The 12,929-nt window shown below is 34.2% G+C and carries 8 protein-coding genes; 5 read left to right on the forward strand and 3 right to left on the reverse strand.

The genetic code is table 11. From position 1 onward, the window contains the following. Nucleotides 1-9: 9 nt before the first annotated feature. Together ACFQ0I_RS11600 and ACFQ0I_RS11605 are read right to left on the reverse strand one after the other, a co-directional pair. Nucleotides 10-933 (reverse strand): MlaD family protein, encoded by a 924-nt coding sequence (locus ACFQ0I_RS11600; RefSeq protein ID WP_379942438.1) that lies wholly within the window; start codon nucleotides 931-933, stop codon nucleotides 10-12. A gap of 140 nt (nucleotides 934-1,073) precedes the next feature. Then, a complete protein-coding gene (locus ACFQ0I_RS11605) occupies nucleotides 1,074-2,216 on the reverse strand; it encodes an N-acetylmuramoyl-L-alanine amidase family protein (RefSeq protein WP_379942440.1) in 1,143 nt (380 codons plus the stop codon). A gap of 200 nt (nucleotides 2,217-2,416) precedes the next feature. Here ACFQ0I_RS11605 and ACFQ0I_RS11610 point away from each other — a divergent pair, with 200 nt between their 5' ends. After that, nucleotides 2,417-5,200 (forward strand): putative LPS assembly protein LptD, encoded by a 2,784-nt coding sequence (locus ACFQ0I_RS11610; RefSeq protein ID WP_379942442.1) that lies wholly within the window; start codon nucleotides 2,417-2,419, stop codon nucleotides 5,198-5,200. Between the two features lie 111 nt (nucleotides 5,201-5,311). Beyond that, nucleotides 5,312-5,692 carry a RidA family protein gene (locus tag ACFQ0I_RS11615; protein WP_379942444.1) on the forward strand — a complete coding sequence of 127 codons (381 nt, stop codon included), beginning with the start codon at nucleotides 5,312-5,314 and terminating at the stop codon, nucleotides 5,690-5,692. A 7-nt stretch (nucleotides 5,693-5,699) separates the two neighbouring features. Here the strand turns inward: ACFQ0I_RS11615 and ACFQ0I_RS11620 are convergent, their stop codons facing one another. Continuing rightward, nucleotides 5,700-7,097 (reverse strand): ATP-binding protein, encoded by a 1,398-nt coding sequence (locus tag ACFQ0I_RS11620; RefSeq protein ID WP_379942446.1) that lies wholly within the window; start codon nucleotides 7,095-7,097, stop codon nucleotides 5,700-5,702. 179 nt (nucleotides 7,098-7,276) lie between these two features. Between ACFQ0I_RS11620 and ACFQ0I_RS11625 the strand changes: the two genes are divergently transcribed. From ACFQ0I_RS11625 to ACFQ0I_RS11635, 3 genes are all read left to right on the forward strand, one after another. Next, nucleotides 7,277-8,317: a GMP reductase gene (locus ACFQ0I_RS11625; RefSeq protein ID WP_379942447.1), complete on the forward strand. Its 1,041-nt coding sequence runs from the start codon at nucleotides 7,277-7,279 to the stop codon at nucleotides 8,315-8,317. 33 nt (nucleotides 8,318-8,350) lie between these two features. After that, complete coding sequence (locus ACFQ0I_RS11630) at nucleotides 8,351-9,355, forward strand: sugar kinase (protein ID WP_379942449.1); 1,005 nt, start codon at nucleotides 8,351-8,353, stop codon at nucleotides 9,353-9,355. Nucleotides 9,356-9,588: 233 nt separating this feature from the next. Beyond that, complete coding sequence (locus tag ACFQ0I_RS11635) at nucleotides 9,589-12,924, forward strand: transglutaminase family protein (RefSeq protein ID WP_379942450.1); 3,336 nt, start codon at nucleotides 9,589-9,591, stop codon at nucleotides 12,922-12,924. Nucleotides 12,925-12,929: the final 5 nt, after the last annotated feature.

The following is a 12,929-nucleotide window of genomic DNA, read 5'->3' on the forward strand; positions in this document are numbered from 1 at the left end:
TTATTTAGTTTATTCCTCTTGGTAAGGAATTTCTTTTTTAGACAATACTCTAAAATAACGTTTTGGATGCAACTTAATGTCCTTTAACAATGCCTCCATTTCTTTAGTTGCTCCTTCTAAATTTTTATACAAGGCTTCGTCTTTTAGCAATTTGCCCATCGAGCCTTCTCCTTTTTCGATAGTTGCTAAAATGGTATTTAATTTGTTTAAGGTACCATTTAAATTCTCTACGGTAGTACCCAAGTTGGCATTTTTTAAATCGGTTGTTAATACGGCTAAATCGGCACTTATGGTTTTAAATTTTTCTAATATCGCTGTGATATTTTTGTCATTATTAGAAATAACAGCATTAACAGAGTTAGAAGTGTTTTTGAAAGATTGTAGGGTGTGATTTAATTCTTGAATGGTGCGTTTTAAACCGGCATCTGAATTATCGTTTACCAACTTATTGATGCTTACCATTAACGTATCGGTAGACTGTAATGTAGAATCTAAATTATCACTAATTCCAGAAAAACTTTTAGACAAACTTGTTACCAGTCCGAATTCCACCGTAGATGGCAACACATCGCCTGGTTTTGCTTGTTCTCCATCTGTACTAATAAGAATGGCAAGTCCGTTACCTCCCATCAAACCAGTTTCGTACATTTTAATGATACTGTTTTTAGAGAATTTTAAAGCTTCATTCACTTCGAAAGACACACGGGTTTTCCCCGAATTATAATCGTAAACAATATCCTGAATTTTACCAACATTATTACCGTTTACCGTAATGGGTGATGATTTATCGAGGGCGTTATAATCGAATTCGGTATAATAAACGTCTGTAGATTCGAAAAGATTTTTTCCTTTTAAGTAATTATATCCAAAAATAAAAAGTGCTATTCCTGCTAATACTAAGACACCTGTTTTAACTTCTTTTGATAATTTCATCTATTTGAGTTATTTGCTTTTAAAGGTAAATTATAATTTACATAATAGCAATTTTGGTAAGTTTCAAAACATCTAATTATGCTCATTTCTAAATTTATGGTTTCACGCACAAATTTAAAATAATTTTAAAAAGAACTACTTTAATTAGCACTTGTTTTTAGCGCATCGTTTAAGCTAATCTTTTTACCATCTTTAAAAGCGACAATAAAACAGGAAGTATATCCTTTTTTTATGGCTTCTTCTTCCAGAGTTTTTGTAATATCGTAATCGGATGTGTTGCCGTAAAAATATTTAAACAACCCATCTTCTTTTTCTCTTGAAATATTATTTAATCCTTTAAAATTATTTGGCTTCGGATCTATGGCTTTTGAAGTTGCGGCAATTTGCACCTTAAAGGTTATGGACTTATCTATTGGTCGTACTTCTACATTTTTTTTGGGAACTTCAACAACTTCTGAAGCCTTTGCTGTGACGGCATCATAATTGTAAACAAAATTACCTACATTCCCATCTAAGCCATGTTTATATTCTAAAATAGCACTTGTGATAGAATTAGACATGTCTTTTTGTCCTGCTGCCGAATTTAAGTAAGCGCCTTCTTCCCTATTTGTTAAAAATCCAACTTCCACCAATACACTAGGCATTACGGTTTGATGCAAAACTATAAATCCTGCTTGTTTAACACCGCGGTTAGTCCGTTTCAATTTATTTGTAAATCGGTCTTGAATTAAACTGGCAAGCATGATACTCTGGTCTAAATATTCTTCCTGACTTATTAAAATACTCATAATGGATTCTGGTGAATTTGGGTCGAAGCCTTTATATTTATTTTGATAATCATCTTCAAGAAAAATTACCGAGTTTTCCTTTTTAGCAACTTCAAAATTGGTTTGGTTTTTATGCGTACCTAATACAAATGTTTCGGTACCATGAGCATCCGATTTATGAGCGTTACAGTGAACCGAAACAAATAAATCGGCATTTGCTTTATTGGCTATTTGACCTCTTTCAAATAAATCAACAAAAACATCGGTTTGTCTGGTATACACAACTTTAATATTCGGGTTTTTCTCTAACTGTTTACCAACATCCAATACTATATTTAAGGCTATTTCGCTTTCTTTATAGCCATTTCCTTTATTTCCATGGTCATGACCTCCGTGGCCAGCATCTAAAACCACAACAAATTTTTCAATAGGTTTTTGTTTATCAACAGTGGTAAAAGACGCAAATGTTAATACTATTATAAATAATACGAAAAGTAAGGGTCTGTTCGTTTTCATAGGTAATTATTATTTTTTAAATCGGTAACTCATAAACATTAACTTTAATTATCGCAGTAAGCAATATATTTTGATAATTATAGTTCTTAAACATTTTTAACGATTAAAAAACCTGATTTATTTTTCAATTTTATTGAGATCAGGTTTAATTTAAAATTTTAATTGAATATTAAATTAATCACAGAAAAATATATGTAATTTTGGCTTTTCAAAAATCGAGCCATACTTTTACAAAAATACACTTAAAAGCGTTGCACACAAACAACTTTAAAATACTTTTTACATTAAGTTTTACAGTGTTTATTAACACGTTAAGCTTTTCGCAAGACACCCCAAATAAAGGAATAGCCATTGATAGAGCCGTTAAAGACACTACTATTGTGGTTACCGATAGCTTGGTAAAAACAACTATTTCTGAAAAAACTCAAGATACTATTTTAAAAGATTCTATAAAACCAAAGAAGGACCTTTTAGAGCATACGGTAAAATATCATGCGGTTGATTATACAAAATTTAACCAAAAAGAACACAAATTATATTTGTATAATGAAGCCACTATAGATTATGGCGACATGAAAATTGAGGCTGGAAATATTACTATTGATTATAATAAAAACACCGTTTATGCTAGAGGCATTAAAGATACTTTAGGTGGTTATACCCAAAAACCTGTGTTTACACAAGGGGCCAATGTTGTAGAACCAGACTCTATTATTTTTAATACCAAATCTAAAAAGGCATTAATATACAATTCTAAAACAGAGCAAGGTGATGGTACTGTAATTGCATCTCTTACTAAAAAAGAAAACGATTCGGTTTACTTTTTAAAGAATGCCAAATATACCACTGCCGAAGATTTGGAAGATCCGGAGTATTACATCAGACTTTTAAAAGCGAAAATTGTACCAGGAAAAAAAATAGTAACAGGTGCCGCGGGTTTATATATTTACGATATTCCTACACCTGTTTGGTTGCCTTTTGGCTTTTTTCCACAGTCTGACAAACAAACTTCGGGAATCATCATACCAAGTTATGGTGAAAATAGCGATCGTGGTTTTTTTTTACAAAACGGAGGTTATTATTTTGCTATTAACGACCATGTAGACTTAACAACCCTTGGCGATTATTATACCAATGGCAGTTATGGTTTACGATTAGAGAGTGCCTACAAGACACGCTATAAATTTAGTGGAAATATAGCTTTTAGTTACGAAAGCCTTATTAATAGCGAACGTGGTTTCTCAGATTACTCTAAATCTACTGTTTATAATTTACGCTGGTCGCATAGTCAAGATTCTAAAGCTAACCCCAATTCGCGTTTCTCTGCTTCGGTTAACTTGGGTAGTAGTAATTATTATCAAACTTCTACAAATCAGGTTAATTTTAGTAATAGGCTTAACAATACTTTATCGTCATCTATTTCATATTCTAAAACATTTCAAGGTACATTACAACCCAATATCAGTTTAACCGCAACCCATTCGCAAAACACCAATACCGAGGAAATTAACATGACGCTTCCAACTTTTCAAGGAAGTTTAGGAAGGTTTTATCCTTTTGAATCTAAAACGGGCGCTAAAAAAGGTATTATTCAAAATATTAACTTACAATATGGTGTAAATGCACAGAATAGCATTACTACCTACGATTCAATCTTCTTTAAAAAAGAAATGTTTGATGCTGCAAAAGTAGGTATGCAACACAGTATTCCATTAAGCACCAATTTTAAATTATTTAAATATTTTAGTGTAAGTGCCAGCAGTAGTTTTAATGAAGTATGGATGTTAAAAACCATCAAAGAGACCTACGATGCTGAAGAGGAAGAGTTTGTTTCAGAAACTGTAAATGGCTTTGATGCCTTTAGAACTTATAATTTTAGCACCAGTTTAGGTACGACGCTTTATGGGATGTTTAATTTTGAAAAAGAAGGCAAAGATCGAAAATTACAGGCCATACGCCATGTGGTTCGTCCGTCTATTAGTTATAACATCAACCCTGCCTTCGATAAATATTATGAATCGGCCGAAGTTGTTAATGCAGACGGCTTAACGCAATCCGAATTAGATGCGATTTATAGCGATATTGACTTAAAATACACGCGTTTTCAGGAGAGTATTTATGGAACCCCAGGAAAAACATTTTCCAGCTCCATAGGCATTTCTGTGTCTAATAACCTCGAAGCTAAAGTTCGTGATAGAGATAGTACTGCAACCGAATCCAAAAAAATTGTCTTGTTAAATAGTTTAAACTTTTCAACCTCCTATAATGTCGCTGGAGATTCATTGCAATGGAGTCCTGTAAGCGTTAGTGGCGGCACGCAACTTTTTAACAACAAATTAAGTCTTAATTTTGGAGCGACTTTAGATCCTTATGCGCTAGATAATAACAATAGCCGAATAAACACCTTTAACATTAATAATGGAGGAAGTTTATTTAGATTAACCAGTGGTAATTTAACGGCTAGTTGGTCTTTAAGCAGTAAAAAGAAAGGCGCCGAGAAGGATGATAAAAATATTGAACAAAACCTACAAGGTGGCGGACGTGCAGACGATATGTTTGGTGTTTCTGAAGATTTTGCAAAAAGGCAAATAAATGAAAAGAAAGAAGAAGGCATCGACAAAAACAATGAGCAAAGTGAATATTACCGGCATAGCATTCCTTGGAGTTTACGCTTAGCCTATGCTGTGAATTATTCCAATTCTACACGGCAAAACGAAATTTCATCGCATTCCCTCATGTTTTCTGGCGATATAAACTTAACCGATAAATGGACCATCGGAGCATCATCTGGTTTCGATTTTAAGAATATTGGATTCACGTCTACACAATTACGTTTTCAGCGTGATTTAAAAAGTTGGAGTATGAATTTTAGTTGGGTTCCTTTTGGTACATATTCGTCTTGGAATTTCTTTATAGGAATAAATTCTAGCATGTTAAAAGACTTGAAATACGAAAAACAAAAACAAGCAGATATTAGTCTGTAGGTGTTGGGTGTTGGGTGTTGGGTTTTAGGTTTTAGGTTTTAGGAATTACGATAACTACCATTTGTTCCCGTAAACATTGAATATTAGCGATAAAAAACAAACCATATACACATGAAAAAAATTATCAATACAGCAAAAGCTCCGGCGCCTATTGGCCCTTACAACCAAGCCATTTTAAGCGGAAACACTTTGTATACTTCTGGTCAGATTGCGATTAATCCAGAAACTAACGACCTCGTATTAAGTTCTATTGAAGCTGAAACAAAGCAAGTGATGCTTAACTTAAAAGCCGTATTAGAAGCTGCAGACATGACCTTTGATCATGTTGTTAAATCGTCTATTTTCATCAGTAATATGGATGATTTTGCTACGATAAACAAGGTTTATGGAAGTTTTTTTGATGAATCTAACGCACCCGCGAGAGAAACGGTTCAAGTAGCGCGCTTACCTAAAAATGTGAACGTAGAAATAAGTATGATTGCTGTAAAGTAATACTATTTTAATTGTGGTTCGAAACCGAAGCATTGCCGTTCGAATATTTAATTAAAAGGGCTTTAAGCTTAGGCACTTCTATAGGTTTTGCTAGAAATTCTTCGATACCCGCCAATTTAGCATTTTCAATATCTTCTTCGAAAGCACTGGCGGAAACCGCAATTATTGGGGTGTTTTTTTGATGGTATTTTTCAGTGGCTTTTATGGCTTTTGTTGCTTCGTATCCGTCCATATCTGGCATATAAATATCCATAAATACCATATCGAAATCTAATATTTTGTACAACTCAACAGCTTCAAGACCATTTTTAACAAAAGTACAATCGGCACCTTGTTGTTCTAACAAGAATTTAATTATTTTCTGACTTGTTCTGTTATCTTCCGCAACTAAAACATTAAATTTTTCTGATAAAACGGGTTGCGCAATTTCTGGTTCTGTTTTTAAATTTAAAGTTTTCTTGAGTTGTAAGCTAAAATAAAATGTAGAGCCTTCATTTTCTTTGCTTTCTAATTTCAGCTCCCCGCCCATTAATTTTACCAACTGATGCGCAATAGACAAACCAAGACCGCCTCCTCTATAATCTCCTTTTGTACTACTAGAGTCATTTTTTGAATCATCAAAAATTTGTTTTATTTCATGTGGTTTTAAACCAATACCAGTATCCTTTATGTAAAAAGTTACAATTTGATCGTCGTCAATGCTAATGGTTTGATCTACTATAATAGATATAACTCCTGCATTTGTAAACTTTAAGGCATTATTAATAAGATTTACTAATACTTGCTGTATCCGTACAGAATCTCCTAAAAGCGAAAACCGCTGTTTTTCATCTAATAGAAACTTATATTCAAAATGCAATTCCTTTTCCCAAGCCTGAAATTCAAAAACTTTAAAAAGATGTGTTAAATCAGATTTTAAATCGAATGCCAAATTATTTAATTTAACTTCACCTAAGCTAACATCCTTATTGTTAGAAACCATATTCACAAGCTGCAAAAGATGCCTCGAAGAATACTCAGCAATTTCAGTTTGCGCTCTTTGATTATCATCTAAATCAGTCATTTTCAACATGTTCAACATTCCCAAAACCGTGCTTAAGGGCGTTCGAATGTCGTAACTCATGTTGGCCAAATACGCCGACTTGTAATCAACAAGTTTATTGGCTTCTTCTAAATCCTGATTTAATTTTTTTACTCTATCCTTTAAATTTCGTTTTACAACATCATTTTTTAATTGATTTTTAAAAAAATATTGCAAAACAAAAACCTGGATAATAACAATTCCGAAAAGGATAATCGATATAATTTTTATATCTAATCGCTTGTTAATAAATAAATACCCTAATAATAAAACACTAATTATTGAAGTAAAAATAATGATAGATAAAACCCTTCTTACTTTCATGGATTTTATAAAACGTTTCAGAAATTTCATTTATTCGATTCTCGGGATAGCAAACTTATCTATAATTATACTAAATAACAAAAGTAATATAAGTATTTAGGCTATATATTATATTTTGTTTTTATTAACTTTACACGCATAATCGTTATGAGATAAAATAAAGTTAATTTAGCAATTACATGCGAATAGAGTACGATATAAAATTAGGGTTTAAGGATGTTATGATTCGTCCTAAACGTTCTACACTAAAAAGTAGGTCTCAGGTTAATTTAGAGCGCGAGTTTAAATTTTTACACAGTCCGATTGTATGGACAGGCATTCCTATTATGGCTGCAAATATGGACACAGTTGGTACTTTTGAAATGGCTCGGGCACTTTCTAAAAAACAATTATTTACGACCATTCATAAGCACTATTCTATTAGCGATTGGAATGTTTTCGCATCAAACTTACCAGAAAACATCGAAAACTATATTGCTGTTAGTACAGGTATTAGTAAGCAAGATTCAGAAATATTGGCATCCATTTTTAAATTCAATCCGTATTTAAAATTTATTTGTATTGATGTCGCTAATGGTTACTCAGAACATTTTGCCGATTTTGTAAAAAAAACACGAAAATTGTATCCAGATAAAGTAATTATTGCTGGCAATGTCGTTACTGGAGAAATGGTAGAAGAATTGTTGTTGTCTGGAGCCGATATTGTTAAAGTTGGCATTGGTCCGGGTTCTGTTTGCACAACGCGAATTAAAACGGGTGTTGGGTATCCGCAGCTTTCAGCCATTATAGAATGTGCCGATGCTGCACATGGCTTAGGCGGACAGATAATAAGCGATGGTGGTTGTTCAACTCCAGGAGATATCGCAAAAGCTTTTGGTGCTGGTGCCGATTTTGTAATGCTAGGCGGCATGTTTTCAGGACACACAGAAAGTGGTGGCGAACTTATTGAAAAACAAGGCAAACCCTATAGAAAATTTTACGGCATGAGTTCGGCAACAGCCATGGAAAAACATGTTGGAGGCGTTGCAGATTACAGAGCTAGCGAAGGAAAAACAGTAGAAGTTCCTTATAAAGGTGATGTTGAAAACACATTACAAGATATTTTAGGCGGTTTAAGAAGCACGTGTACATACGTTGGCGCACAACGCTTAAAAGAGCTTACCAAACGAACCACATTTATAAGAGTTAACGAACAGGAAAATAGAGTGTTTAGCGAATAACTATAAACACTTCTAAAATTTAAAAATGTATATATGAAACAAATAATCACCTTTGGAGAAGTATTAATGCGATTATCGCCAGAAGGAAATAAAAAATTTATGCAAGCTAATTTGCTTGAGTTTTATTTTGGAGGTACCGAGGTTAATGTAGGGATATCAATTGCAAATTTTGGCGAAAAAGTAAAACATATTAGTTGTGTTTCAGACGATTTTGTTGGAGATACTGCCATTTCGTATATACAAAAATTTGGAGTGAGCACATCGGCTATTGTGCGTTCTAGCAAACCTTTAGGCGTGTATTTTCTTGAAGTTGGTGCTGTTATGCGCCCAAGTGCCATTTCGTACAACCGCTCGCATTCGTCTTTTTCTGATATCAAACCAGAAATGGTAAAATGGGAACCTATTTTAAAGAAGGCTAAATGGATTCATTGGACCGGAATTACCCCAGCACTTAGCAAAGGGGCTTATGATACGCTTAAAACTGGACTTAAACTAGCTAAAGAAAAAGGCATAGAAGTAAGCGCCGACCCAACGTATCGTAAAGGACTTTGGAAATATGGCGAAAACCCTAAAGACGTTTTATCTGATTTACTTTCTTACTCAACCATTTTTATTGGAGGCATCAACGAAATAAACGAAGTATTAGAAACCAATTACGGATATTCAAACGAAGATTTTATCGAAGCCAGTAAAGAGCTTATTAAAAAATTCCCATCCATTAAAAAGGTTTTCGATAAAATTAGAACGCCTATTAACTCAAACTGGCATAAAATAAGAGCCAGAATGTGGAATGGTAAAGAATTTAGAGAAACAAGCGATTTCGATATCACACATATTATAGACAGAATTGGAACTGGCGATGCGTTCGCAGCAGGATTAATCTATGGTTTGCAAAAATTTGACGATTGCAAATCTATGGAATTTGCTAGTGCCGCCTGCGCCTTAAAACACACCTACGAAGGCGATGTAAATTACGCGACTGTTCCAGAAGTTATGGGTATTTTAGATGGAAATACATCTGGTAGATTTAACAGATAGCACGAGTACATAGTTGCTAAACCCTAAATGACATTTTTTTAAGCTATTACAAAACTGATTTTTAGTTTAAAAAAAATGTCATTTTTTATTTCAAAAAAAATGCTCCTTAAAATTATCGAAATACCAATTTAAAATTAAAAAAATATGTTTTTTATATTCTTTTAATTTTTTACTTAATATGTTGGCTTTTCGAATAAAAAATCAATTAAATTGTAGATTTAATCAATTTATTTATGGCTCTAAAAATAGTAATTTCACATAAAACATTATACAAATACGACCGTTCGGTGGCACTATCACCACATATTTTTCGTTTGCGCCCTGCACCGCATAGTCGTACTCCTATCGAAGCTTATTCCATAAAAATAAAACCAGAAAACCAATTTTTTAACTGGCAGCAAGACCCGTTTGGAAACTATTTGGCGCGCTTAATTTTTCCTGAAAAAACAAAAGAATTATCTATTGAAGTTGAGATTATTGCCGATTTAAAAACCATAAATCCATTTGATTTTTTCGTTGAAGAATACGCCGAAGAATTTCCGTTTAAATATGATGCCACTATAAAAAAAGAGCTGCTCCCCTATTTAGAAATTACAGAAAACGGAAAGCTATTACAAGAATTTATAAAAACCATAGATAAGACGCCGCGAAAAACCGTTTATTTTTTAATTGACATCAACAGAAAAATATACGAATTATTAAAATATAATATTAGGTTAGATCCTGGTGTTCAAACTTGCGAAGAAACTCTAAAACTTAAAAGCGGCTCGTGTCGTGATTATGCTTGGTTATTTGTGCAGACCTTAAGGCATTTAGGCTTTGGTGCACGTTTTGTTTCTGGGTATTTAGTACAATTAAAATCTGATGAAAAATCCCTTGATGGACCTTCTGGCCCTGAAGAAGATTTTACCGATTTACATGCATGGGCAGAAGTATATCTTCCTGGTGCTGGCTGGATTGGTTTCGATGCAACGTCTGGATTATTAGCTGGCGAAGGCCATATTCCATTAGCCTGTACGCCTTCGTTTGAAAGTGCTGCACCGGTTTCTGGAATGAGCGATGTTTGCGAAACAGAATTCTTCTTCGAAAACTCAGTAACACGCATATTTGAATCGCCAAGAGTAACTAAACCTTATACTGAAGCGCAATGGAATGCCATTAATAATCTTGGGTTAAAGGTTGAAAAAGATTTAACAAAAGGGGACGTAAGACTTACCATGGGCGGTGAACCTACCTTTATTTCTATAGATGATATGGAAGGTGAAGAGTGGAATACCGAGGCAGATGGTGATCATAAACGGGCGCTTGCAAAAAACCTTGCGGCGAAGTTATACGACGAATTTAGTGAAAACGGAATCGTTCATCAGGCACAAGGGAAATGGTATCCAGGTGAACCATTACCAAGATGGAATATAGAATTATGCTGGAGAAAAGATGGTAAAGCCATGTGGCGACATAGAAATAAGGATCTATTTGCTATGTTTTCAAAAAATACGTCCATCCCAAAAGATGCAGACAAACAATTTTTAGAAACACTTACAAGTTTCTTGGGCATTACCGATAAAACAATAAAACCTGTTTTCGAAGACAGTTTCTATTTTCTTTGGGAAGAAGGTAAATTGCCTATTGACATTGATCCTACTCAGGAAGATGGCAATATGCTGGTTAAAAATAAACTGAAAGAAATTTTAAAAGAAGGTGCCTCAAAACCCGTAGGTTATATTGTTCCTATAAATAATTATAAAAACAAATGGTTTACCTGTAATTGGACATTTAGGCGTAAACACATTTTCTTAATCCCCGGTAATTCGCCAATAGGTTTAAGATTACCGCTGGATTCGCTACTAAGAGAACCAAAACAACAAGAGTTTCCTATTTACGAACCCGATCAATTTTCAAAACAGGACGAATTACCGCAATACTTCTATTCTGTTTTAGTGCGTCGCGAAAAGTATTTAAAAAACAAGCTTAATGAGGCTGAAGGTGAATTTTTTATAAGAACTGCCTTGTGTGCTGAAATTAGAGATGAAAAATTACATCTGTTTTTACCACCTACGCAATCTGCGGAAGCATTTTTAAACCTAATTGCAGCTATTGAAGCAACATCGGTGGCATTAAGTATACCCGTTGTTTTAGAGGGTTACAGTGCGCCAAAAGATAACCGCTTAGAATCTTTAAAAATAACCCCAGATCCAGGTGTTATTGAAGTTAATGTGCATCCTTCAAAAAACTGGACGGAGCTTACAAACACCACATTTAAATTGTATGACTATGCCAAACAATCACGCCTTGGTACTATTAAATATATGATTGATGGTAAACATACGGGCACTGGTGGTGGTAATCACGTTACTTTAGGCGGCATTTCACCTGCCGATAGTCCGTTATTAAGAAAACCCAGTTTATTAAGAAGTTTACTAACCTTTTGGCAACATCATCCAGGATTATCCTATTTATTTTCGGGTGCGTTCGTTGGGCCTACTAGTCAGGCACCACGTATTGATGAAGGTCGATTAGAAAATTTATATGAATTAGAAATAGCCTTTAATAACATCCCAAAAGATGGCGACGTACCTTTTTGGTTAACAGATAGGTTATTCCGCCATTTATTAACCGATTTAACAGGAAACACGCATCGAGCAGAATTTTGTATTGATAAATTATATTCGCCAGATTCTTCTTCCGGACGTTTAGGTATCTTAGAACTTCGTGCGTTTGATATGCCGCCGCATCCGCAAATGAGTTTAATGCAAAATTTATTGGTTAGAACCTTGGTGGCTTGGTTTTGGAAAACACCTTACGAGCACAAATTAATTCGTTGGGGAACCGAGTTACACGACAAATTTTTAATAGAACATTTTGTAAAAGAAGATATTAAAAGTATTGTAGAACAATTAAATTTAGCCGGATATGAGTTTAGCGAAGACTGGTTCGATCCGTTTTTCGAATTCAGATTCCCGCTACTTGGGCTTCAAACCATTGGCGATGTTCATTTAGAATTAAGGGCAGCCATAGAACCTTGGAATGTTTTAGGTGAAGAAATGACTGGCAGTGGTACATCGCGTTACGTAGATTCTTCAACAGAGCGTGTACAAATTAAGGTTTCTAATTTTATTAATGAAAGATATATACTAACTTGCAACGGTGTTAAAGTACCTTTAAAGAAAACAAATGTAAAAGGTGAATATGTCGCAGGAATTAGGTACAAAGCTTGGAACCCCTATTCTTCACTACACCCAACCATAGATGCTGACACATCGCTTGTTTTTGATATTGTAGACACTTGGAACAAACATTCCATTGGTGGCTTCACGTATTTTGTTTCGCACCCTGGCGGTCGTTCGTACGAAACGTATCCAGTTAATAGCTATGAAGCAGAATCAAGACGCATTAATCGTTTTTGGGGTATTGGGCACACACAAGGAGATTTGGTAAAAGAAGAGGAATACGTAATTGATGAAAAGGAAGTTGAAAACTTTAGAATTAAAACACACACTAAAAAATTCAACTACAAGGAATTAGAAATTAATTCTGAATTTCCGAATACGCTCGATTTAAGAAAAAAGTAAGTAAC

The sequence above is a fragment of the Mariniflexile aquimaris genome (assembly GCF_042676825.1).
Lineage (GTDB): Bacteria > Bacteroidota > Bacteroidia > Flavobacteriales > Flavobacteriaceae > Mariniflexile > Mariniflexile aquimaris.